Source organism: Roseivirga sp. UBA838, from assembly GCF_002296035.1.
Lineage (GTDB): Bacteria > Bacteroidota > Bacteroidia > Cytophagales > Cyclobacteriaceae > Roseivirga > Roseivirga thermotolerans.
The window spans coordinates 111,651-132,507 of sequence record NZ_DBHC01000033.1; the positions used below are offsets into that span (position 1 = coordinate 111,651).

Here is a 20,857-nt window from a genome sequence, read left to right on the forward strand (position 1 = left end):
TAACGCTTTATGTAAACTCAATCAACTATGAATGTATATCTCTTCAGATATTGTTAATACTCTCTTTACAGAATATACCCTATGTGGATTCTGATTTTTTTAGAACTTTCTGAAGCAAAACATACTGATAATGAAAACTTTATTTAAGTATTGTGCCCCTCTAATACTCTTTGGCTTACTCTCTTGCCAAAATGAAGAGCAAAAGTGGTTTAAAGGAAATTTGCATACGCATACCTATTGGAGCGATGGTGATGCATTTCCTGAGATGGTCTTGGACTGGTATAAATCCAATGGTTATGACTTTGTGAGTCTTACTGACCATAATACTTTACAACAAGGCGAAAAATGGAAGAAGATTCCTAAAAGCCATATCTATCAACAGGCGTTCGATGATTATCTGTCGGCTTATGGAACCGACTGGGTAGAGTATTCCAGAGATTCTGCCGGACTGATGGTGAGACTAAAAACGGAAGAAGAGTACTTGCCGCTTTTTCAAGACAAAGACTTTTTAATTATGCGAGGGCTGGAAATCACCGATAGTTACAATGGCAAGCCTTTGCACATGAATGCCACAAATGTAAAGAACCTGATAGAACCAAGGCATGGCAATAGTGTGGCCGAAGTGCTGCAAAATAATATCAATGCTGTGCTGGAGCAGAGAGAGGCAACCGGTCAGCCAATAATGCCTCATATTAACCATCCCAATTTTGGTTGGGCTATTTCACTTGAAGATATGATTGCCCTCAAAGGAGAGCGCTTCTTTGAAGTGTTTAACGGGCATCCTTCAGTAAATAACTATGGCGATTCAATTCGCCTGAGTACAGAGCAAATGTGGGATGCCATTAACATAGCTTATCTGGAAAGAGGGCAACCCATAATGTATGGTATTGCTACAGACGATAGCCACTACTACCATCAGTTTGGCCCGCAGTTTAGCAATAGCGGTAGAGGTTGGGTAATGGTTGAGGCCCGTGAACTTAACGGCAATGCAATTGTAGAGGCTATGGAAGAGGGTAAATTCTATGCATCTACCGGAGTTAAACTGAGCAACTATCGGGTAAAAGAGGGTACCATTTCGCTGACCATTGAAGCAGAAGAAGGAGTCACCTACAAAACGTCTCTGATTGGGGTGAGAAAAGGCAGGAAGAAAGCGGAGGTTTTGGCCATTAAAGGAGGAGCGGAAGTGCAGTTGGCCATTCCTAATGATGTGCTCTTTGTGCGCACCAAAATCGTGTCTTCCCGGCTCAAAGAAAACCCTTTCGAAGAAGGAGACTTTGAAACGGCCTGGACCCAGCCTGTGGCACCACAGGGCCGGAGTGTTAAAGGCATTATCTATTCAGGTGCCTATTAAGAGGCACCTGAATTAGTTTGAGTATTTGACCTTATCTTTCCCAAAAGAAAGGTGGCGCAATTCCGAGCGACCTCAAGTAAACATAGCCTTGAGCCCTGTGGTGTATCTCATTGTCGATAAAGTAAAATAACGTGTCGTAGTTGGCATTTTCATACTGACCAAAAGCGATTTCCACCTTCTGAAATCGTTCAGGAGCTATGGTGGGCCACGTTTTGTCGATCAACGCTGTTACCTTATCCCACCGCTCTAGCAGGCCTTCTTTGGTTTGGGGCATTGTTTTGGTGTGGTCGAACTCTTCTACCTTTTCCCAGTTTCCGGTGGCTAAGCTTTTCACGCCAGGCTCGGCAATGTCAATCATTTCCATTACCATATGGGCGAAGGGTCGCATTCCACCAATGGAATGAGAAAAGAGCTTGTCTTCCGGAAAGGCTTCTATCACTCTTCTGGTTAGGTTTCTGTGACCTTGCCAGTGCCTTAGCATTACATCGGTTGAAACAAACATTTGTTCTTTGGAGGTTAGGGGTTGTGTTTCCATTTCTTTAGTGTTTAAAAAAAGTATGAATGAATTGATGGTGCCAAGTAAACAGGCTCCTGTGACAGCCCTATGTCAGTAGAGATTGATAAGGCTACTTTTTTTAGTGATTTATTAAATAAGGCTTAGGCCTCTGTTTTGGCTTAGGCATAGTGATCAATGCCGTTGGGGTTTGAATTACTTCTTCCTGTGAAAGATTGTTTTTCTTATCTCCATCAAACTCTCTTGTCGAGCACTGCACATTGCTGCATGGCTGATAAGCTCAGGGGTTTTTCTGAAAACTCTAAAGGGTTAGCTTAATTACCGGAAAGGGAACATTTTGAATGAAACCAGACCCGATGGATTTTTTTCATAATGGGCGATCACCTGCTGGTTGTAGGACGAGCTGAAATATGGGGCCGAACCGTTAAGTGTTGTAGGAACATCTTGTCCTTCTAAAAAGAAGAACACCTCGGTAGTGCCGAGTTTTGAGTGTGGCTGAAAGTTGCCATACGCTTCCAGATCTGTCCAGTTGGTGTCGTTAACAGCAACTACATACACACGCCTGACAGGGCCGGTATTGTTCTCATTTCTATAGCGCGCTACCTCTCTGAAGCTTGTATCGAGATGGCTTACTCCTTTTTGGCTAAAAGTCTTCCACATCATTAAAATGAGGATTGTGCCAACAGTTAATCCAATAAGGCGCTTTGCTTTCATAGTCTAATTGGAGAGTAAGTAAAACCAGTCTTTTTTAAAGCTATCGAGGCGTAGATTATATTCTTGCAAGTAGAAAAAAAGAAGGATGACAAACAGGAGTAGGGCTAAGAATATGAAGTTGGCAATGTTGGCTCTGTGTTTCCACTTCAAGAGTGTTTTTGAGTCGTCCGGCTCTTTGTTCCACCAGAATGTAAAAAAGCAAATGAGTAAAAACTCTTGGTCTCTACCCATATGATTTCCATCGACCGTTGGGTCTTTTATATCAGGATGCTTCTTTCTTAGCTTTTCAATATCAGCAGTAGACTGGCCTAGATACCGTTGTTTTAAAGCGTCAGTTCCTGTGACATTGGGGTGGTAAAATGGAGATTGGGCTTTTTTATAAATCCACATGTGCAGAAAGATGCGGAATGCCGCAAATACCCAGAATATAGTGGTCCACAAACCCTGAGTCTGAAATAGAAATCTATCGCCAGCAGACATATGTTCGTAGTAGCTAAGCAGAGACTCAGTCATATCAGCCCTCTCGATTTAAGCTCAAGGTACTTATTAATAGTATTCACACTTAGCTGTTCTGGTGGTGTTAGAATGCTGTGGATTCCGTGCCGTTGCAGCTCTTTGGCAATCAGGCGTTTTTCCAGAAGTAGTTGTTCGGCAATACCCTTTGTATATACTTCTTCCAAATCACTGGCCTTACTTTTGGTCAACTTGGTTACTTCTGTGTTTTCGAAAAATATGCAAACCAGCAGGTGATGTTGTCTAATGCGTTTTAGGTAAGGAAGTTGGCGGTGCAAAGCCGATAGCGACTCAAAATTGGTATAGAGCAATATGAGACTGCGCTGAGTGACCTTCCGTTTAATATTGGCATATAGTTGCCCAAAATCTGATTCTTTATAGGCTGTTTTTTGTTTGTAGAGGTGTTCCAGAATAAGGTTTAATTGCATGTTTCTGGAAGAAGCCGGCAAAATGGAGTTCACCTTGTGTTGAAAGGTGATGATGCCTGCTTTATCTCCTTTTTTGAGGGCAATGTTAGAAATTACCAATGAGGCATTGATGGCATAATCCAGCAAGCTGAGCCCTTCAAAAGGCATTTGCATTACCCGACCTTTGTCTATCACCGAATAGACCTGCTGCGACCGCTCATCCTGATATTGGTTAACCATTAATGCCGCTTTGCGAGCCGTAGCTTTCCAGTTCACCTTTCTGTAGTCGTCTCCCGAAACATAGTTTTTGATTTGCTCAAACTCCATGTTGTTTCCAATGCGCCTGATCTTTTTTACCCCAAAGGCCTGGAGCTGGTTAGACAAAGCCAAAAGCTCGTATTTGCGCATTTGTACGAATGATGGATAAACACTCACTGTTTTCTCAGTACCCAGTATGTAGCGCCTTTTTAATAAACCAATAGGCGTATTTACCAACAGGTTGATATTCCCGAAGTGATACTCCCCCCGTTTTGTGGGCCTTATGGAATAGTTAAACTCCTTAACTTCTCCGGTTTTTAAGGTGGTAGAAAATTGCTGATCTCTTATTTGCAGCTGCTCAGGTAGTTCATCGTACAGGGCAATACCCACCGGATTGGCGTAGTGGTTTTCCACCCAAACAGATACCTGATTTTCATCTCCGTTAGAGAATTTTTCGGCACAATGGCGTTCGGCCGAGAGGCCCTTTTTTGTAAGAAACAGCCAGCAATAATCTATAATTAAGAGTGCCAGGGAGAAATATAACAGCAGGTCGGCTATTATGCTCACCGCGGGAAGAAGGTAGGCAAATATATAGGAGAACACCAGCACAAAAGCCAGCGTGTGAAAGCGGGGTGAAAAATATAGAGCCTTGAACAAGCGCATTAGCGAGGTACTTCTACTTTGGCCACCAACTGATTGATTACCTCATCTACCGAACTGCCTTCCATTTCTTTTTCTGGCGTAAGTTGTATGCGGTGCTTGAGCACAGGAGCCGCCAAAAACTTAATGTCGTCAGGGGTTACGAAATCGCGACCGTTGATGGCAGCAAAAGCACGGGCGCCATTGAGCAGTGCGAGTGATGCACGGGGCGAGGCTCCCAGATATATAGACTGATCGTTGCGGGTGTGATTTACAATCTGAGCGATGTATGAGAGCAGTTTCTCATCTACCAGAATCTGATGAATTGTTTGCCGATAGGCTTTGATCTCTTCGGCATTAAGCACCGGCTCAATTTGGCTTAGCTCATCTCCTTTTCGGTTGGCATGCCTTAGAAGTATTTCTGTTTCCTCTTCCAGGTTAGGGTAGTTGATTTCTATTTTAAAGAGAAACCTGTCGAGCTGAGCTTCAGGCAGGCGATAGGTGCCTTCTTGTTCTACGGGGTTTTGGGTAGCCAAAACCATATATGGAGCCGCCATACGATAGGTTGTACCATCTACCGACACTTGTTTTTCTTCCATTACCTCAAAAAGTGCAGCCTGGGTTTTGGCCGGGGCCCGGTTAATTTCATCGATGAGCACTATGTTGGAGAAAATAGGGCCTTTCTTAAATTCGAACTCAGAGCTCTTCAGGTTAAAAACACTTGTGCCCAGTACATCAGATGGCATGAGGTCTGGAGTGAACTGAACCCTCGAAAAGTCTACCGATATACAGCGAGCCACAAGTTTGGAGGCCAGAGTTTTGGCCACACCCGGCACACCTTCCAGCAAAATATGACCATCGGCCAAAATGGCTGTAATAATAAGATCGACCATTTTCTGTTGCCCAACAATGACTTTGCCTATCTGTTCGCGGATTTTCTCCACTCCGGTTTTCAATGGCGCCAGGTCTATTCTGCTTTCGAAAGATTCTTGATTCTCCATATTATTCTATTCCGTAAAATTCGTTCAATGTGTTTTCAATTTTCATCAGGTGCTCATTAGAAACACTTGCACCTGTTTCAACTTGCTTAAATAGTTCTAGCAGTCGCTGACATACCTTCAGGTCTGCACCGCTTTTTTGGGCTAGTAGCTCTATAAATTCAGCGTTCCAAAGGGGGCGTAAATTGTACCTTCGGTATATATAGTCTACCCAGTATTTCATCCGCTTTTCGGCCAGTTTTCTATGGTCTCTTTGCCTGTAGTAGAGCCTGCCCAGGGTTTGGGTAAATTCAAGCGATGTGTTTTGCAGGGTGCCAATAACAGGGATAAGTCTTTGCTTACGCTTTGTACCAAAGAGCAGAAACAGCAAAAAGCCAATGAGCATTATGTAAGTAGCTGCACGAAGGTTTTCGTCTCTTAAAAGTACCCTTAGCGGTGTGGAGCTTTCCAGCCTGCCCAAATGATAATATTCGTTGTGTACCACCGGGATATTTTCGGGGAAATAATTGAGCAAGTGCTCGGTAAATTTGTAGGCTTGGTCATCCATCACCATGTAATTGGTAAAGGCCAATGGAGTAGAGCATAGCAAAATACTTCCTTCGCCAACCTTCCATCGCATCAATACAGGGTTCCCCTGGGCATCTTCAGCCAGAACTTCCAGGTTGCTGTCTTCTACCTCGGTGAAATAACCCGTGGCAGCCAGTGAGGGTACGGTAATCGATTTTTTGCTTTGCGTGAAAGTTATAGAGTCTGAATGCTGCTGTCCAAGAATTTGCTCTACACTGGAAGAATTGAGCGTCCGTACACGGATGGTCTCCCAGGTAGAAATATTCAGGCTGTCGGCCAGTGCGCCCCCAAAATTATAGGCTGCCACAAGAATGGTAAAGCCCTGTTGCGCATGGCGCACCATAGCGTTAAAGTCGTTTTCATCGGTTGAGAATGACTGAGTCACAATCAGCAGGTTTTCTCCCAGAGTGTCTGTTTCTACCAACTCATACACGGTTCGGAATACGGAGGGTACAGGTTTACCCATAAAAAGATCGGGCATAAGCTCATGCACCAACTCGGCTCCGAATGGGTTTTTATCGCGGTGATGGAAAGTGGTAGTCCAATCTGTGGCCTGCTTTTGTGCGAGCTGATACAGCACAAAAATGGCAATAGCGGCTGCCGTAAATATGAGGTAGGCTCTATCCTTTTTCATGCCTCACATTTAGAGGGTCAACAATGGCTTTGCAGTAAGCCTCGGCTTTTTGTACATGCAGCTCAGAGGCATCGAAATGACCATACCAGGTATAGTCAAAAATAAAGCTCAGTCTCTCAAAATCGCTGGCCAGTGGCCTTTCTTTAAGCTCATAAAGGTATTCCATGTTGGTTTTCCCTTTACGAACCGATACGATTTCCTGTTCCCAGAGAAATTTTAGTGATTTAAGGTAAATGAGCCGGATACTAAGGCGCCAATCGTTTTGGTTTTTTGCTTGTGCAATGGCAGCATCAAAATCTATTTCATGGAGCTGTGTTTCGTCTACCTCAAGCTTTACATTGGGCTTTGATGCCCTGAAAACTCCGGAAATCTCTGTGCCGGTAAGTTTTACAATGAGGAACACAAAGGCAACGAGTAAAAGAATTTTTATAAATAGATTAATGAGGCTGCCGGTATTTTTGGAGGCAACCAAACTAAAAAACCAAGCCTTGAGCCGGTTCCAAAAGCGTTGAAAGGCCCCTTCCGCAATAGGGTCGGCCACCTCATAGCTGTGTTCTTCTTGCAGCTGTAGCCTTTTTTCAGTGTCGAACGTACGCACTGAACCTCCACTTTGTGCCGCAAGAGGAGCACCAGCTAAAAGAATAAGTATTAAAGAATAGATCAGTCGATTAATAATGTTCATCATCATCGGCCGCAGCCTTGTCCATCCCCTCAATTTGACTCATGAGCCCACGCGACTCCCTTCGTTCTACCAGGTTGAAATACTGAAATGCAATGGCAATATAAGACAAGGAATAGAGCAGTATAGAACCAAAAGTTTCAAACACTGAAAAAAGTATACTTAAGGCCTGCTCACCGGTGGTCATTTGAGTAACGGCAGATAAATCGCCATCAGAAAAAGTGGTGGTAATCGCCTTTACACTGAACAGTAAGGTTCTGGGTAAGCCAAAGAAGAGGCTAATCACATAGCCGATTATTCCCATTACGATTACCAGACCAAATGTGCTCCACCATTTTCCTTTAATAAGGGTAAAAGCTCTACTGAAGGTGTCTATTGGGTTGTTTTCTTCAAAGAGTATAATGGCAGAGCCCAGGCTGAGCACAATGCCTATGTAAATGGCCGGCAAAACAAGAAAGAACATAGCTATAATTATGGCTATGTACATAAGAATGTTAAAGCCCAGCAGATTAAAGAACTTGCTGCCCAAATTTTTAAGCACCATAGCTGCCGATATTTCACTGGGAGCGTGGCTTTGGTAGGCTTTCATGTAGCTAAAAGTAATGATCGGGACCAGCGTGGCCGTAACGAGTGTACTCAGCAGAATAAGCCCGTAGAGTTTGAAAAAGTCTAAAATCATACTAGCCGTTACATCTTCCGGACTGAACCCGAGAAAGCCAATGCTCAATTGGTTGGTAAGTATGTTAGTGAGTAAAAGTATAGGGCCGGCTATCATCAGTTGAATCTTGATGTAGGGCCATGCATTTTCTCTTAAAAAGGTAAAGGTTGCGTTTATTTTGTCGCTGAATTGCCTCTTTTTATAAAACTCAATTTGAGGTGAATACGCCATTTTTATAAAGTTTTCTAGGGTAAAGAATAATGTAATATACCATTGAAATTAACGACAACACAATAATGGTTGCTTTAAGCACATTGGGCATACCAAAAAGCCGGGTAACGAACGACTCCAGAAAGCCGGCAATAATGAATAATGGCACTAAGCCCAGCACTACCTTGGCCCCCTTTAGGGCGCCTTGACGCAAAGAGTGTAGCCTGGGCAAGGTACCGGGAAACATCCACGAATTGCCCATTATTAGCCCAGCTCCTCCGGCCATTATTATGGAAATAATCTCTATTGTGCCATGTATCCAAATGGTGAGCACTGAAGTAAGTAAAAGCCCTTTAGAGTAAAAGAAGTACTGAAAAGACCCCAACATTACACCATTTCTGAACAGCAAATAAACCGTGCCTACTGAAGAGGCAATACCAAAAGCAAAGGCTACAAAAGACACCCGAATGTTATTGAATGTGATGGCAAAAAACATATCGGTTTGGGCCATAGAGCCATAAATACCCATAGGTTCGCCTTTTTCTATATTGTCAAGCGTGAGATTAACGTAGGTGTCTCCTAAGATTAAGCGAACAAAGCTTTGATCTTGAGCAGCCGAAAACGCTCCTATAATGCAAGAAACCAGAAAAAAGAGGAAGGAGGCCATGAACTCTTTTCTGTGAGCCCAAAAGATTTCGGGCAGTTCATATTTCCAGAAACGGACAAAACGGTTTTTGCGCTCTTTTTTATTTCGGTAGATATCCTGATGAACCTTGGTTGAGAGGTTGTTCAGGTAGGAGGTAACATCTGATTTGGGGTAATGCGTGCGGGCAAAGGCCAGGTCATCGGTAAGCTGAATGAACAATGAGGCTAGTTCATCCGGATCCTTTTTTTCCTTAGACGAAATCAGGCTTTCGAACTTTTCCCATTTACTTATATTTGCCTTCACAAAAACCGATTCCCTCATTACAGATTCGTATTTAAGCCAAAAATTATTCAATAAAGATTCATATGCAAGCAGTAAGTATTCAAACCTCACAAAACATTCAGCTTGACTATGAATTGGCAGGTATAGGTGAGCGTATTTTGGCGTTCGTTATCGACATACTCATTATTCTTAGTATCAATTTGGTGTTGAGTTTTATATTCTCCAAAACCGGTATGAAGAGTATAGCCCTGAATGTCATTATCTACATTATTTCATACCTCTATAGGTTTATCTGCGAGGCTACTTGCAACGGACAGACTGTGGGTAAAATGGCACTGAGTATTAAGGTGGTTAAAATCGATGGTAGCTCCCCGTCATTACCGTCTTACTTTTTGAGAATGGTAATGGAGGTGTTCGATTTTTTTATTGTGGGCTTGGCTGTGGTACTGATTATTCTCACTCGCAAGGGGCAGCGGCTGGGCGATTTAGTGGCCGGCACCACCGTAGTGAAAATGCGGAAAGTTTCGGCCACGAATGTGCAGAACAAAGCCATTATGGACAAAGTAGATGAAAGCTATGAGCCGGTTTTCTTTGAGGCCAGTCACCTGAGGGACCACGAAGTAAGGCTCATTAAGGCCGCACTGAAGGCTTTTAGAGAAGATGCGAATCCCGTGCCCATAGAAAGGCTGGAAGAAAAGCTAAAAGAGAAGTACAATATTCATAGCGAACTACCTACCGTTAAGTTTCTTTATACGCTGCTGCGTGACCATACCTACTACATGACTCGCTGATATGCCTCTAAAATCATATACCAAGGCACAATTGGCGCTTAGAAATGGCCAGGACAAACCAGAGGTTTGGGTGGCCTATAAGGGCGAAATCTATGACGTGAGCGACTCCCGGCTTTGGAAAACCGGCAAACACTATGAGCACTGGGCCGGTCAGGATTTGACAGATGAGTTGCCAGATGCCCCTCACACGGATAAGGTGTTTGAGCGGTTTGAGCTTGTTGGTGTATTAGTAGATTAGTTGATCATTCAACGGGCCGTTGGACAACGATGCAATAGTGCTAACAACTATTGACCGATCTTCATTGGTGATTAATTTGTTCTCAGCACCTAAGAGGACGCCCGGGACTTACTACGAGATACAAATTCTGATGACTATAGCGTATACCTCCGGCTGAGAAAGGAGCAGATTGACTCTTTTACGATCAATAAACAACGAATAACCAATCAGCTATTTACCGCCATTAGCTGATAAGTCGGCCAGGCAGTTAGCATCCAGATCTGGTGGGCTGCTCATGCCTAACAAATCGCTGAGGCCGGAAGTACTTTCAACCGAGAAATACATCAGGCAGTCTTCTGCAGTACAGTGAGCACCATTGGCACTGTCGTGATGATTGGTTTGCATAGGGCTGCCGTTGTTAACCAGGCCTAAAAGATGACCTACCTCGTGAGCCAGTACGGTAGAAGTAAGGAGTGAAGTGGAAACCTGACCTACTCCACCGGAGACCTCTTCTATTCGTTTCTGGAATAGAACTATTGAAGTGTTTCGGTGAGCAACGCCAAGCACATTGTTGTTTTGGTCGTAGCTACCATCGGCCAGATATATGTAAACGGCCATCTTAGAACCGTTGGTAAATTGGGTGCGCTTTTCATCTTCCATAGCGCGTAGCTCTGAAATACTGTAGCTGCTTTGGCCGGGAGCTTCTACCTCAGTAACGTTTACGGTTATTCCGGCAGGTTTATTGAGCCGGTTGTTTAGAAAGTTTTGCAAATAATTGATGCTCTGACCAGGAGGCGCGTAGCCGGCTGCATACTGTACCTCTACTACCAGAAAGTTGTAGTTTTCTGCCGAGAGCAAATCATTGGCCGAACTACCTACCGGACCAATATTTTTTGCATTATCCGGTTCATTGCCTCCCGAAGGATTGGCATCGTCACTTTTACTACACTGGGTAAAAAGCAGGCATAAAGTGCCAAGAAGTACAATCTGTAAACTCTTTATCTTTCGCATAATTACAAAACGGCCAAAAACGGTGGTTGTTTATACCTTTGAGGCTTCAATTTTCGCTAAAATGTTGCTTTCTCCAAAAAAGGAGGTCTTGTTTCTATGCCTTACCAAATAACTTTTTAGCCTCCCGGTCAATAAATACTTTACCCACCAATGCTGTAGATGTAGAGGCAATAGCAACTGCCCACCAAAAGTGTTGTCCGTTGAGAAGTCTGGTGCCTGTTTCGGCCCAAAAAGCGCAATAGAGCCCCACCACTGACCAGCTCATGAAGTAGAAGTGCCTGGGGTACCAATTTTTGTGTTTTTTGGTAATAGCCGGTACAATACCTGCCACAAGAGTTGCCAAACTAATGAGCGCAAAAAGATGAAAGAGAGAAGGTCTATTGCCAAAGTTGTAAATGAAAAAGGCAGAACCATTGAGAAGCAACATACTGGTTACATATACATATCCCCATTGTTTATGCCTTTTTGTGCCTTTGCGCATAAAAATTACTGTGGCCCCGGTGGCCATGGCCAAAAAGGCCATAGCCGTATGGAAGAGGCCAATTGTTGAATGAATCATATCTGAGTCTTTATATTAATTTCTGTAAGGAGTAAGTGATTAAGGAGGAAATGAAAAACCCTAAACCCTGAAAGGAAGACCTCCCTGGTTATCAACTTTCATCATTCATGCCTGCCTCCAAAAGGCAGGCTTCAGAGTCAGGGCCAATGTTGCATTGCCTACTTGACTCTCTTTAGCTGCATTTCCATGGTAGGGTACCAGGTACTGCCATCCATAGAGAAAGCGCCTTTTTCGGTCCAGGTGTCACCTTCAATGGTTATTACATAGCGTACCTCGCCCTGCGGAACTTTGAACCCCCAAACAAACTCACCTTTATCATTGAATTCCCCTTTGGCCATGGTAGAGTGTCCTTGCATTACCAGAGAGTGAAAATCGTAGTGTCCGGCATCGGCATTGTAGTAAACCATGGCCATAGCATGGTGCCCCAGAGTGCCGTTGGAAGAGCCCTTACCTTCAACAATCAGCGCCATGCCATCCAGCCGCTGCTCAACTTTCTCTACTACGGTGAAGGTGATTTTCTGCCTGGTTTGTTGGTCCATCTGCCAACCTTCCCCTTTCCATTCACCTACCCAACCGGATAGTTTTTGCATTTCATCTTTTGAAATGCGGGCGTTTTGAGCTTGAGTCTTCTGACTAATCAAGGAAGCTGCAACAATCATCATCCCTAGGATGAAGTGCTGCATGGAATTGAGTAATGGAATTGTTTTCATGATTTTATTCTTAAACTGGTTTATGTTATAAACTAACTATTTAAAATTTTTTAAGGCTTGAGGTATTGTTGAATATTCTTCACGTAGTTCTCGAACGCATCGACACCCGTTTGGGTAATCTTGCAGGTGGTTTTGGGCTTCTTCCCTTCAAATTTCTTTTCAACAGAAATATAACCGGCACTCGAAAGTTTGTCGATCTGGACGCTCAGGTTGCCGGCAGTGGCGCCTGTCTGCTCCTTAATGTATACAAAATCGGCACTTTCTACACTAATGAGCAGGGACATAACAGCCAGCCGAAGCTGTGAGTGCAATAAAGGATCGAGTGCTTCAAATGGCATTCTTCTTTGCGTTTGATTTCATAATGTAACCCGGAATCAGGTAGCCGAAAGCCACTCCCGAGGCCATTAGTAGCATTTGCTGGTTTGGGTCTACCCTAAAGGCCGCCAAAGCTAACAACCAAAAGATGACCGCACCAATTCGGAGGGGCAGAAAGTTCATCATGGCACCAGATACGGAGGTGCCAATGCCTGCAAAAAGCAATATGAAAGGAACCACACTCCAACCCAGTAGCTGCCCATTAAAAATGATGGTGAACATGCCTATCCCCAGGCTTGCCCATAGCCATCCATACATTTTATCGGTGTAGTTGTGTACTTTGGCCGTTCTGCCATCCTTACTCCCTTTTACCATGGAAACAATAGCTCCTACAACGGTAAGGCTCCATCCGGCATAGGGGTATTCAAAGCTGGTGTAGGAGGCCGCAACATAGTGGAATACACTCGCTACAATAGTTATCCAACCCCACAACAAGAAATAGAAGCTGTTATCTGTATAGCGCTTTCGGGCTTTACCAATCATTTGCTGAATTAAATCCAGGCTTTCCTGAGGGGATAGTTCTTTGTCTTCCATGGTTGAAAATTTTATAATTATAAAGTAGTTTATATTATAAACCAAATGAATACACGATGTATCTGGGTTTCAGGTTTCGTTCGAATAACTATTTTTGATGCTTTCTAAGAAATATGGCGAAAGTTCTCATAGCAGATAGTGGTTTTACCAAAACCGATTGGCGGTTAATTCAAAGCGATGGTTCTATTGAGCAGGCCCGAACGGCCGGTATTAATCCTTATTACCAGACCGAGGAGGAGATGCTCACGGTAATCAAAGATTTATATGATCAGATTCCGGACAAGATCCATGAGATATACTTTTATGGAACAGGTTGCTCTTCCGGAACCAATAGAGAGAAAATTGCCCGATTACTTGCTAAGTACTACCCCACGGCCAAAATAGATGTAAATCATGATTTGCTGGCTGCTGCCCGTTCGCTTTGTGGGGAGGAGCCCGGTATTGCCTGTATTATTGGCACCGGCACCAATTCTTGCCTCTACGATGGTCGCAAGATTATCCAAAATGTTCCTTCTTTGGGCTGGGCCATTGCCGATGAAGGAGGAGGAACTTACCTGGGAAAGATGTTGGTAACTGACTACTATCGCAAGGACATGCCCGCACACCTGAGAGAAATTTTCAGAGAAACCTTTGGTCTCACTAAAGATAAGTTCCTTACCCATATTTATCAGGAGCCAATGCCCGGTCGTTTTTTGGCCAGCTTCGCTAAGTTTATAGGTCAGCACATTGCCGAGCCGTACATGCACTCATTGGTTTCAACCGGGTTCGATACCTTCATTACTAAAAACGTGATGAAGTATGAAGGCTACGATACGCTTCCGGTGCATTTTACAGGTTCTGTAGCCTATTACTTCAGTAACATTCTCAGAGAGGTAGCTCAGGATAAGGGAATTTTAGTGAAGCATGTTTCGGAGTATCCGATAGCTGGACTCACGTTGTTTCATAAGTAGTGGTTGAGTATTGATACAAAGTAGCCAGGCTCGAGTACTTTCTGTTTCGTCCATGATAATTTAACTGAATAGCCGCTACAATATTCGCCAAGACTTAATAGTTCAAGAACAAACTTTCTGGCTTGCTGTTACCTGCTCCCCTCCTGACCAGGAGGGGATTTTAGATTCGAGATTCCTTATTACTTACTCTTCTTTTCTCAAGCCTTTCAAGTAATTTGATAGTTCTATTCAAGCGCTTGTTGTCTACTCCTGCGTTGGTAATTGATTTCAAGAGTTTGCAGAACTTATTATCAAATTCTGATCCTAAGTCTAAATCTAGAATCGAACCGGATCCTCCAATTGCTCCTGAGTTTGTGATCAAATCCACAAAACGTTCATAATCTTGCTCATAAATGGATTTGATAGCTCTTTTAATTAATCCAGAATGAGCTCTTAGACCATTGTTGTTTAGTTCAGAATAGACTAATAGGAGATTTTGACAAATAATCTCTTGATCAGACTTCTCAATAATTATTGGTTTTTTCCGGAATCTAAACATCTCAATACTTTCTACTTAAAATCTACTCGATACTACTTGTCAACACCCCCAAAATCGTCTTGATTCCGTTTCTATAATGCCCCATACGTATGTTCTCATTTGGGCTGTGCTGGTTATTATCGGGGTTCACCAGGGGAACTAGAACCGCGGGTATATCAAGCTTGTTTACAAAGAATGCTATGGGCACGCTGCCTCCGGCCAAACGGATTCTGGCTACTTCCTGCTGATGAACATTTTTTAAGCTGTGGTAAAGCCACTCTCCCGTTTTCGAATGAATGGGTGTATTAAAGGCTTTCCACATTTCCGAGGGGTCATGGTCAAACCGAATGATTTTATCATGTGTCAATCGCTCCTCTTCCGAAGGGTCACGGTCTTCAATAAGATAATACCCTTGCGCCAGAATATGCTCTTTAACCAGCTTTACCAACCGGGTACCGTCACTCTCCGGTACCAACCGAATATCCAGAGTAGCTACAGCTTTTTCAGGAACTATGGTTCGGGCTTCTGCCCCCACCCAACCCGATCGAAAACCTCTGATGTTTAGACTGGGGTATTGCATAGCCTCCTGATAATTGGCTCCAACCTTATCGGTTTCGGCAATTCCCACCCTCTTTTTAATCTGAGTGACATCGTCTGGTACGGCCGCTAGAATTTCCTTGATTTCAGGGGTAAGGTCAATACCGTCATAAAAACCGGGAATAGTAACCTTGCCACCTTCGTCTTTCATAGAAGAGAGCAGTTGAGCCAAACGCAAGGCCGGGTTGGGGGCATAATTGCCAAAATGTCCGCTGTGCTGTGGTGTTCTTGGACCATAAACTGTTAGTTCAATGCCGGCAATACCTCTACACCCAAATACCAAAGTGGGTGAATTGGAGTCGTGAACCGGTCCGTCAAAAATTACCATATGATCTGCCGAAAGTAAATCGCCAAACTGGTCGATAACCTCAGGCATGCTTTTAGAACCTTGTTCTTCTTCCGGGTCGAGAATTACCCTCAGGTTGAAAGAAGGCTCAAGTCCTGCAGACTGTAATGCATCGAGTGCTGCCAAAAACATGATAATGGGCGACTTATCATCAGAAGCGGATCGGGCAAAAACTCTATATTCATCAGGTAGTGTATTTGTAATAGTTTGCCAATCAACGGTTTCATATGAGCCATCAGCCAGTGGTCTTTTTAAAACCGGTTGGTATGGATCGGCCTGGTTCCATTGACGGGCATCTACCGGCTGGCCATCAAAATGCATGTAAACCAGTACAGTAGGAAGCGATTTTTGAACTATGCGCTCAGCAAAAAAGGCCGTTCGGCTGGTGCTGGGCAATCGTTGGGTAGAGAACCTTCTTTTTTCAAAAGCCAGCTCCAGAAACCTAAGGTTGTTTTCTACGTGTTCCTCGATAAGAGCATTGTTTGGAATAGAAAGGAAGGCGCGTAGCTCTGGAATGGAAGCCAGGGCATATTCCCTGCTAAGGGTTTCGTATTGATTGGTACTTAGCTTTTGCGACTTTAAGGGGAAACAATACAGCCATAGAAATAAAACTATAGCAACTCTAATCGGGGATTTGAAAACCATATGCATTAAGTTTGAATGGAATTTAGACCTTTTTTGAAAGAATTAAAATGAACGTAACCGAGTCAGAGTCCAATCATAATCACCTGGAGCAAATGTCTGTAAAGGAGTTGCTTGTAAACATCAACCGCGAAGATCAGACGGTAGCACAGGCAGTTGAGAAAGTGATTCCCCAAGTGGAGGCCTTGGTGAAAGAGATTGTACCGCGAATGGAAAAGGGAGGCAGGCTATTCTACATAGGTGCTGGCACCAGTGGCCGACTGGGGGTAGTTGATGCCTCTGAGTGTCCTCCAACTTACGGAGTGGAGCATGGAATGGTGGTTGGCTTGATTGCCGGAGGCGATGGTGCCATCAGAAAGGCCGTAGAATTTGCCGAAGACGATGAGGAGCAAGCCTGGAAAGACCTTCAGGAATACATGATCAACCATAAGGATACGGTCATCGGTATTGCCGCTTCAGGAAGAACCCCCTATGTGATAGGTGGGGTGAAAAAAGCCAAAGAACATGGTATTCTCACTGGATGCATTACCTGTAATCCGGATTCTGCTTTGGCCTGGGAAGTTGATTACCCCATTGAGCCCATTGTAGGCCCTGAATTCGTTACTGGCAGTACGAGAATGAAAGCGGGAACAGCTCAAAAATTGGTGCTCAATATGATTTCAACTACGGTAATGATTCAGTTGGGCAGGGTAGAAGGCAACCGTATGGTAGATATGCAGCTTTCTAATAATAAGCTGGTTGACCGCGGAACTAAAATGGTGATGGAAATGCTACAGGTAGACTACCCCACAGCAGAGAAACTGTTGAAAGAACATGGCTCTGTGAGGAAGGTGATTGATTTTATAAAGAACTCCTGACATGCACCAAATTGAGCCTTACTATTCCTGGCTTAAGTATTACAATGTGGCTGATGATCCTAACTCTCCTTATTCCGGAAAAGAGTATAATTATGAACTCTATTCCGAAACCATCTATGGCTATTATATAGATCCGGCCTGGGATTTTATGGGTTCCGAAACCCTCTTTATTAAAATCCTTTATGTCGATTATAACCGGGGTTTTATCATCATAGAGTTCATCGGGGAGTGGAACGATGCGCTGAACAATGATATAATGCACTTAAAGCGCAATATTGTTGACCATTTCAACTACCATGGTATTAATAAGTACATTCTTGTAGGGGAAAATATTCTCAACTTTCACGGCTCTGACGATAGCTACTACGAAGAGTGGTTCGATGATATGGAAGATGGCTGGATAACCGCCATTGGTTTTCGCGACTTTGTAGTGGATGAAATGAAGAACTATAATGTGGATAGTTATATCAACTTTGGTGGAGACCTGGAGGTATTGGAGTGGAGAACCTTAAAACCTGTTGTTCTTTTTGAGCGCATACACTCCATTATTGGTAGAAGAATTGGCTTGATTTAAACGCTCACTTTTAAGGGAGTGCGCTAAAAGGGAGCTGCTTAACCATCTACTTCAGCCACCAAAGGGATGAGGTATCGCTTCTTGTTTTCCAGATCCAGACACAGCGCACGTGTGCGCTTTACTTCCAGCTTGCGGAAGTACCTTTTTCTAAACCGAAATTCAGCTAGGAGCGGCAAGCTGGCAATGGTTGACCTTTCTGAGTTTGCTTCAAATTGCTTCAGGGCTATCATTAAGGCAGGATCGGCCGAGGTGCTTGCCTTTGGATTTTTCATGTGCCGGGCAAGTGGCCCAAGTACGGTGTTTGGAAATACCTCTGGCCTAAGCAGCGGAAGCATTAATCGTCTAAACTCATTTTTCCAGTGCAGTCCATGTGGCTTCAGGTTTCGGTGTTGTTCGTGCACCCTCCGATGGGCCACTTCGTGCACATAGGTGATTAAAAACTGGTAAGGATGCAAGTCTTCATTGACAGTTACTGTATGACTTTTGGCCCGTGGGTCGAACCGATAGTCGCCTAGTTTTGATTGCCTTTTTTTAGAAAGCCTGAACTGAAATGGCTGATCTTCATAGAGTTGTATGCAATAATCGAGAGCCTCCTTTGGCACTTTTCTTGTTATTAATTGAACAAAAACATCTCTCTCCATGAATCGATTATTTGCCTTTTTCCTTCCCTTTCTTCTTTGCCACACTTCTCTAAATGCTCAATGGTTTTCCCGACTGAGCGTAAGTACAGACACTTACAGCATTGGAAATATTAATAGGTCCAAAATAACGCAAATCTATGTAGATGAAAGTGGTTTAAATGAAAACCTCGAATTACTTCCCTACCTGCAGAAGGTGCGCCTGAGGTTGTATGACCTGGGCTATTCCATTAGCCGAACGGAGGAGTCTGCCAACTTTATCCTTCGCTTGGAGGTGTTTGTAAGTGCACCAATACTCAGGCAGACGGAAGATTCTTACACCATACGGGGTGAGTCTCAAACCATTGAAAAAAAGACTGCCGAAGGAAAGAAAGAGACCATTACTATTAGAGGTAGCGATCGCTCGGTTCCTGTTATCAGAGAAGAGATTTATTTTCAAAAAGTTATTCGAATGAAGTTATATCAGTTAAACAACAACAGGCTCATTTGGCAGGCCGAATCGATTATAGCTGATGAGACCGACAAGCACGGTAACTATGCCGATATATTGGTATATGAGCCCTTGCGGTATTTTTTGAAAACCACACCGGCACATCCCGTAAGGAATGCCTATACACGCAGACACAGGCGTATAATTGCTGAGCTATTTACTGTGCCCAAGTACTAGGTGTGAGTAGCTAAAACCGTAATTCGCGGCTATATCTCCAAATGGCACTCAACAGCAATAGTATTCTTCTTTGTGTTTAGAGCAAAACCTTCAATAGATTGGCACTCCAACTTATTTCTTTCTGAATACCAGCTTTATCGGTACTCCCTCAAAATCGAAGTGTTCTCGGATTTTATTTTCCAGATAGGCTTCGTAAGGAGCTTTAATGTACTGCGGTAAATTGCAGAAAAATGCAATGGTTGGAGTGTGGGTTGGCAACTGAGTGATGTATTTAATCTTCACGTATTTGCCCTTAATGGCCGGTGGAGGGTATCGCTCAATTTCCGGCAGAATTGCATCATTGAGTTGTGAGGTGCTTACCTTTCTTTGTCGGTTTTCAAAGACCTTAACCGCCAGTTCTATGGCCTGAAAAATGCGTTTCTTTTCGGTTACTGAAGTAAAGATTTTAGGTATCCATGTGTTTTGGCCTAGCTTTTCGTCTATTTCAGCCACAAACTTGTTCATGGTGTTGGTTTCCTTTTCAATCAGGTCCCACTTATTAATCATAAGCATAATGCCTTTCTTATACTTTAGGGCAAGGCTAATGATGTTGACATCCTGAGATTCCAGGCCACGGGTGGCATCTACCATTACCACACAAACATCGGAATCTTGTAAGGCTTGCAGAGCCCTCATTACGGAGTAAAACTCAATGTCTTCGTGTACTTTGGATTTTTTTCTGATTCCGGCCGTATCGGTAAGAATAAAGTCTTTTCCGAACAGTTTATAGCGGGTGTTGATGGAGTCGCGCGTGGTACCGGCAACATCGGTTACAATAGTCCGCTCTTTGCCAAGCAAGGCATTGACAAACGATGACTTGCCGGCATTCGGACGGCCCAGAATGGCAATTCGGGGTACATCGGCCTCAGGGTTGTCTATGCCTTCGTCTTCAAAGTGCTTCACCACCTCATCGAGTAATTCACCCGTTCCCGAACCGTTGGCAGCCGATATAGGGAATACCTCTCCGATGCCTAAAGCATAAAATTCATGCGACTGAAAGGACCATTCCTGGGTGTCGGCCTTGTTGGCTACTATATAGATAGGCTTTTCCAGCCCACGCACTACTTTGGCAAAATCTTTATCCAACCCGGTAAGCCCATCATGACAATCTACCATAAACAGGATAACCGAAGCTTCATTCATAGCTTCTACTACCTGCTCGCGAATAGCTCCTTCGAAAACATCGTCTGAGCCGGTAACATACCCACCGGTATCAATTACTGTAAAATGCTTGCCGATCCACTGGCCATAGCCATAGTGTCTGTCACGGGTTACGCCACTTTCATTGTCCATAATGGCCTGCCTTTTCTCCACCAGTCGGTTAAAGAAAGTTGATTTACCCACATTGGGGCGGCCCACTATCGCGATTATATTTGCCATCTCTCTGTTTTCAATTACGAATTAAGAATTGCGAGATTTCAGTTTTACCTGAATACTGCCTAAAATTCTTAATAGTTCTTCACATTTCTCCAGGAGGCTTTCTGCTTTTGAAACTCCAAATTCTTCTATGCCTCTTAGCCATGAGATCCATTACTTTGTTTCTCTCGCTTCCTGAAAGGAAATGCTAATTCTATGCAAAAATCCTTGTCTTATTGAGCTCCAATAGCTTCTTCTACATTAGCCCCAACGGGAACTACAGATCGCACTAATTGATTAATCAAAACTCGATCTGTAGACTCAGCTCTTAGGTTTTTTGCTATTCTCAAGATTTCTAATGCAAACGCATAAGACTTCTCTTGAACAATATTATCTCTCTTCATTGT

At 43.7% G+C, this 20,857-nt stretch carries 26 protein-coding genes; 7 read left to right on the top strand and 19 right to left on the bottom strand.

Annotation, left to right across the window (positions count from 1 at the left end):
• Positions 1-130 precede the first annotated feature (130 nt).
• Complete coding sequence (locus tag B3O12_RS11605) at positions 131-1,351, top strand: PHP domain-containing protein (protein ID WP_286756397.1); 1,221 nt, start codon at positions 131-133, stop codon at positions 1,349-1,351.
• 31 nt (positions 1,352-1,382) lie between these two features.
• Here B3O12_RS11605 and B3O12_RS11610 read toward each other — a convergent pair whose 3' ends face one another.
• The 9 genes from B3O12_RS11610 to B3O12_RS11650 all read right to left on the bottom strand — a co-directional run bounded on the left by B3O12_RS11610 (position 1,383) and on the right by B3O12_RS11650 (position 9,109).
• Positions 1,383-1,886: a DinB family protein gene (locus B3O12_RS11610; protein ID WP_189629225.1), complete on the bottom strand. Its 504-nt coding sequence runs from the start codon at positions 1,884-1,886 to the stop codon at positions 1,383-1,385.
• A gap of 297 nt (positions 1,887-2,183) precedes the next feature.
• Positions 2,184-2,579, bottom strand: a complete 396-nt coding sequence (locus B3O12_RS11615) for a hypothetical protein (RefSeq protein ID WP_286756398.1) — start codon at positions 2,577-2,579, stop codon at positions 2,184-2,186.
• Between the two features lie 3 nt (positions 2,580-2,582).
• Positions 2,583-3,092 carry a hypothetical protein gene (locus B3O12_RS11620; RefSeq protein WP_286756399.1) on the bottom strand — a complete coding sequence of 170 codons (510 nt, stop codon included), beginning with the start codon at positions 3,090-3,092 and terminating at the stop codon, positions 2,583-2,585.
• Positions 3,089-4,420 carry a DUF58 domain-containing protein gene (locus tag B3O12_RS11625; RefSeq protein WP_189629228.1) on the bottom strand — a complete coding sequence of 444 codons (1,332 nt, stop codon included), beginning with the start codon at positions 4,418-4,420 and terminating at the stop codon, positions 3,089-3,091. Before B3O12_RS11625 ends, B3O12_RS11620 begins: the two co-directional genes overlap by 4 nt.
• Positions 4,420-5,397: an AAA family ATPase gene (locus B3O12_RS11630; RefSeq protein ID WP_189629229.1), complete on the bottom strand. Its 978-nt coding sequence runs from the start codon at positions 5,395-5,397 to the stop codon at positions 4,420-4,422. The genes B3O12_RS11625 and B3O12_RS11630 overlap by 1 nt, the downstream gene beginning before the upstream one ends.
• A 1-nt stretch (position 5,398) precedes the next feature.
• Positions 5,399-6,595 carry a DUF4350 domain-containing protein gene (locus B3O12_RS11635; protein ID WP_286756400.1) on the bottom strand — a complete coding sequence of 399 codons (1,197 nt, stop codon included), beginning with the start codon at positions 6,593-6,595 and terminating at the stop codon, positions 5,399-5,401.
• Positions 6,582-7,283, bottom strand: a complete 702-nt coding sequence (locus B3O12_RS11640) for a DUF4129 domain-containing protein (RefSeq protein ID WP_286756401.1) — start codon at positions 7,281-7,283, stop codon at positions 6,582-6,584. Before B3O12_RS11640 ends, B3O12_RS11635 begins: the two co-directional genes overlap by 14 nt.
• Positions 7,264-8,163 carry a hypothetical protein gene (locus tag B3O12_RS11645; RefSeq protein ID WP_286747636.1) on the bottom strand — a complete coding sequence of 300 codons (900 nt, stop codon included), beginning with the start codon at positions 8,161-8,163 and terminating at the stop codon, positions 7,264-7,266. The genes B3O12_RS11640 and B3O12_RS11645 overlap by 20 nt, the downstream gene beginning before the upstream one ends.
• Positions 8,141-9,109 (bottom strand): stage II sporulation protein M, encoded by a 969-nt coding sequence (locus tag B3O12_RS11650; protein ID WP_286756402.1) that lies wholly within the window; start codon positions 9,107-9,109, stop codon positions 8,141-8,143. The genes B3O12_RS11645 and B3O12_RS11650 overlap by 23 nt, the downstream gene beginning before the upstream one ends.
• Before the next feature lie 44 nt (positions 9,110-9,153).
• On the opposite strand from B3O12_RS11650, the gene B3O12_RS11655 reads away from it, so the two are divergent.
• Both B3O12_RS11655 and B3O12_RS11660 read left to right on the top strand, forming a co-directional pair.
• A complete protein-coding gene (locus tag B3O12_RS11655; protein ID WP_286756403.1) occupies positions 9,154-9,861 on the top strand; it encodes an RDD family protein in 708 nt (235 codons plus the stop codon).
• Position 9,862: 1 nt separating this feature from the next.
• Positions 9,863-10,099, top strand: coding sequence for a cytochrome b5 domain-containing protein (locus tag B3O12_RS11660; RefSeq protein ID WP_286756405.1), 237 nt, complete (start codon positions 9,863-9,865; stop codon positions 10,097-10,099).
• Between the two features lie 210 nt (positions 10,100-10,309).
• On the opposite strand, the gene B3O12_RS11665 is transcribed toward B3O12_RS11660, so the two are convergent.
• The 5 genes from B3O12_RS11665 to B3O12_RS11685 all read right to left on the bottom strand — a co-directional run bounded on the left by B3O12_RS11665 (position 10,310) and on the right by B3O12_RS11685 (position 13,267).
• Positions 10,310-11,089, bottom strand: coding sequence for a peptidase (locus B3O12_RS11665; protein ID WP_189629236.1), 780 nt, complete (start codon positions 11,087-11,089; stop codon positions 10,310-10,312).
• Between the two features lie 94 nt (positions 11,090-11,183).
• The gene (locus B3O12_RS11670) at positions 11,184-11,648 is read right to left on the bottom strand and encodes a DUF2306 domain-containing protein (protein ID WP_286756408.1); all 465 of its coding nucleotides are present in this window, start codon (positions 11,646-11,648) and stop codon (positions 11,184-11,186) included.
• Positions 11,649-11,806: 158 nt separating this feature from the next.
• Complete coding sequence (locus B3O12_RS11675; protein WP_286756409.1) at positions 11,807-12,358, bottom strand: hypothetical protein; 552 nt, start codon at positions 12,356-12,358, stop codon at positions 11,807-11,809.
• A gap of 50 nt (positions 12,359-12,408) precedes the next feature.
• The gene (locus tag B3O12_RS11680; protein WP_189629239.1) at positions 12,409-12,696 is read right to left on the bottom strand and encodes a winged helix-turn-helix domain-containing protein; all 288 of its coding nucleotides are present in this window, start codon (positions 12,694-12,696) and stop codon (positions 12,409-12,411) included.
• Positions 12,686-13,267 carry a hypothetical protein gene (locus B3O12_RS11685; protein ID WP_189629240.1) on the bottom strand — a complete coding sequence of 194 codons (582 nt, stop codon included), beginning with the start codon at positions 13,265-13,267 and terminating at the stop codon, positions 12,686-12,688. The genes B3O12_RS11680 and B3O12_RS11685 overlap by 11 nt, the downstream gene beginning before the upstream one ends.
• Positions 13,268-13,380: 113 nt before the next feature.
• On the opposite strand from B3O12_RS11685, the gene B3O12_RS11690 reads away from it, so the two are divergent.
• Complete coding sequence (locus B3O12_RS11690) at positions 13,381-14,217, top strand: N-acetylglucosamine kinase (protein ID WP_286756410.1); 837 nt, start codon at positions 13,381-13,383, stop codon at positions 14,215-14,217.
• Between the two features lie 160 nt (positions 14,218-14,377).
• Here the strand turns inward: B3O12_RS11690 and B3O12_RS11695 are convergent, their stop codons facing one another.
• Positions 14,378-14,755, bottom strand: coding sequence for a hypothetical protein (locus B3O12_RS11695; RefSeq protein ID WP_189629242.1), 378 nt, complete (start codon positions 14,753-14,755; stop codon positions 14,378-14,380).
• A 22-nt stretch (positions 14,756-14,777) separates the two neighbouring features.
• Complete coding sequence (locus tag B3O12_RS11700; protein ID WP_286756411.1) at positions 14,778-16,322, bottom strand: M20/M25/M40 family metallo-hydrolase; 1,545 nt, start codon at positions 16,320-16,322, stop codon at positions 14,778-14,780.
• A gap of 47 nt (positions 16,323-16,369) precedes the next feature.
• Here B3O12_RS11700 and murQ point away from each other — a divergent pair, with 47 nt between their 5' ends.
• Together murQ and B3O12_RS11710 are read left to right on the top strand one after the other, a co-directional pair.
• Positions 16,370-17,176, top strand: a complete 807-nt coding sequence (murQ, locus tag B3O12_RS11705; RefSeq protein WP_189629244.1) for an N-acetylmuramic acid 6-phosphate etherase — start codon at positions 16,370-16,372, stop codon at positions 17,174-17,176.
• A gap of 1 nt (position 17,177) precedes the next feature.
• The gene (locus B3O12_RS11710; protein WP_189629245.1) at positions 17,178-17,750 is read left to right on the top strand and encodes a hypothetical protein; all 573 of its coding nucleotides are present in this window, start codon (positions 17,178-17,180) and stop codon (positions 17,748-17,750) included.
• A 38-nt stretch (positions 17,751-17,788) separates the two neighbouring features.
• On the opposite strand, the gene B3O12_RS11715 is transcribed toward B3O12_RS11710, so the two are convergent.
• Positions 17,789-18,391 (bottom strand): transcription elongation protein SprT, encoded by a 603-nt coding sequence (locus B3O12_RS11715; RefSeq protein WP_189629246.1) that lies wholly within the window; start codon positions 18,389-18,391, stop codon positions 17,789-17,791.
• Between B3O12_RS11715 and B3O12_RS11720 the strand changes: the two genes are divergently transcribed.
• The gene (locus tag B3O12_RS11720; protein ID WP_286756412.1) at positions 18,390-19,055 is read left to right on the top strand and encodes a hypothetical protein; all 666 of its coding nucleotides are present in this window, start codon (positions 18,390-18,392) and stop codon (positions 19,053-19,055) included. The two genes, B3O12_RS11715 and B3O12_RS11720, sit on opposite strands and share 2 nt — an antisense overlap.
• Before the next feature lie 111 nt (positions 19,056-19,166).
• On the opposite strand, the gene der is transcribed toward B3O12_RS11720, so the two are convergent.
• Both der and B3O12_RS11730 read right to left on the bottom strand, forming a co-directional pair.
• On the bottom strand, positions 19,167-20,474 hold the full coding sequence (gene der, locus B3O12_RS11725; RefSeq protein WP_286747664.1) for a ribosome biogenesis GTPase Der: 1,308 nt from the start codon (positions 20,472-20,474) through the stop codon (positions 19,167-19,169).
• 209 nt (positions 20,475-20,683) lie between these two features.
• The gene (locus tag B3O12_RS11730) at positions 20,684-20,854 is read right to left on the bottom strand and encodes a four helix bundle protein (RefSeq protein ID WP_286756413.1); all 171 of its coding nucleotides are present in this window, start codon (positions 20,852-20,854) and stop codon (positions 20,684-20,686) included.
• Positions 20,855-20,857 lie beyond the last annotated feature (3 nt).

Excerpts from the sequence above, each read along its gene's own strand:
- B3O12_RS11605 (WP_286756397.1), top strand. The coding sequence starts at position 131 with ATGAAAACTTTATTTAAGTATTGTGCCCCTCTAATACTCTTTGGCTTA.
- B3O12_RS11610 (WP_189629225.1), bottom strand. The coding sequence starts at position 1,886 with ATGGAAACACAACCCCTAACCTCCAAAGAACAAATGTTTGTTTCAACC.
- B3O12_RS11615 (WP_286756398.1), bottom strand. The coding sequence starts at position 2,579 with ATGAAAGCAAAGCGCCTTATTGGATTAACTGTTGGCACAATCCTCATT.
- B3O12_RS11620 (WP_286756399.1), bottom strand. The coding sequence starts at position 3,092 with ATGACTGAGTCTCTGCTTAGCTACTACGAACATATGTCTGCTGGCGAT.
- B3O12_RS11625 (WP_189629228.1), bottom strand. The coding sequence starts at position 4,420 with ATGCGCTTGTTCAAGGCTCTATATTTTTCACCCCGCTTTCACACGCTG.
- B3O12_RS11630 (WP_189629229.1), bottom strand. The coding sequence starts at position 5,397 with ATGGAGAATCAAGAATCTTTCGAAAGCAGAATAGACCTGGCGCCATTG.
- B3O12_RS11635 (WP_286756400.1), bottom strand. The coding sequence starts at position 6,595 with ATGAAAAAGGATAGAGCCTACCTCATATTTACGGCAGCCGCTATTGCC.
- B3O12_RS11640 (WP_286756401.1), bottom strand. The coding sequence starts at position 7,283 with ATGATGATGAACATTATTAATCGACTGATCTATTCTTTAATACTTATT.
- B3O12_RS11645 (WP_286747636.1), bottom strand. The coding sequence starts at position 8,163 with ATGGCGTATTCACCTCAAATTGAGTTTTATAAAAAGAGGCAATTCAGC.
- B3O12_RS11650 (WP_286756402.1), bottom strand. The coding sequence starts at position 9,109 with ATGAGGGAATCGGTTTTTGTGAAGGCAAATATAAGTAAATGGGAAAAG.
- B3O12_RS11655 (WP_286756403.1), top strand. The coding sequence starts at position 9,154 with ATGCAAGCAGTAAGTATTCAAACCTCACAAAACATTCAGCTTGACTAT.
- B3O12_RS11660 (WP_286756405.1), top strand. The coding sequence starts at position 9,863 with ATGCCTCTAAAATCATATACCAAGGCACAATTGGCGCTTAGAAATGGC.
- B3O12_RS11665 (WP_189629236.1), bottom strand. The coding sequence starts at position 11,089 with ATGCGAAAGATAAAGAGTTTACAGATTGTACTTCTTGGCACTTTATGC.
- B3O12_RS11670 (WP_286756408.1), bottom strand. The coding sequence starts at position 11,648 with ATGATTCATTCAACAATTGGCCTCTTCCATACGGCTATGGCCTTTTTG.
- B3O12_RS11675 (WP_286756409.1), bottom strand. The coding sequence starts at position 12,358 with ATGAAAACAATTCCATTACTCAATTCCATGCAGCACTTCATCCTAGGG.
- B3O12_RS11680 (WP_189629239.1), bottom strand. The coding sequence starts at position 12,696 with ATGCCATTTGAAGCACTCGATCCTTTATTGCACTCACAGCTTCGGCTG.
- B3O12_RS11685 (WP_189629240.1), bottom strand. The coding sequence starts at position 13,267 with ATGGAAGACAAAGAACTATCCCCTCAGGAAAGCCTGGATTTAATTCAG.
- B3O12_RS11690 (WP_286756410.1), top strand. The coding sequence starts at position 13,381 with ATGGCGAAAGTTCTCATAGCAGATAGTGGTTTTACCAAAACCGATTGG.
- B3O12_RS11695 (WP_189629242.1), bottom strand. The coding sequence starts at position 14,755 with ATGTTTAGATTCCGGAAAAAACCAATAATTATTGAGAAGTCTGATCAA.
- B3O12_RS11700 (WP_286756411.1), bottom strand. The coding sequence starts at position 16,322 with ATGGTTTTCAAATCCCCGATTAGAGTTGCTATAGTTTTATTTCTATGG.
- murQ (WP_189629244.1), top strand. The coding sequence starts at position 16,370 with ATGAACGTAACCGAGTCAGAGTCCAATCATAATCACCTGGAGCAAATG.
- B3O12_RS11710 (WP_189629245.1), top strand. The coding sequence starts at position 17,178 with ATGCACCAAATTGAGCCTTACTATTCCTGGCTTAAGTATTACAATGTG.
- B3O12_RS11720 (WP_286756412.1), top strand. The coding sequence starts at position 18,390 with ATGAATCGATTATTTGCCTTTTTCCTTCCCTTTCTTCTTTGCCACACT.
- B3O12_RS11715 (WP_189629246.1), bottom strand. The coding sequence starts at position 18,391 with ATGGAGAGAGATGTTTTTGTTCAATTAATAACAAGAAAAGTGCCAAAG.
- der (WP_286747664.1), bottom strand. The coding sequence starts at position 20,474 with ATGGCAAATATAATCGCGATAGTGGGCCGCCCCAATGTGGGTAAATCA.
- B3O12_RS11730 (WP_286756413.1), bottom strand. The coding sequence starts at position 20,854 with ATGAAGAGAGATAATATTGTTCAAGAGAAGTCTTATGCGTTTGCATTA.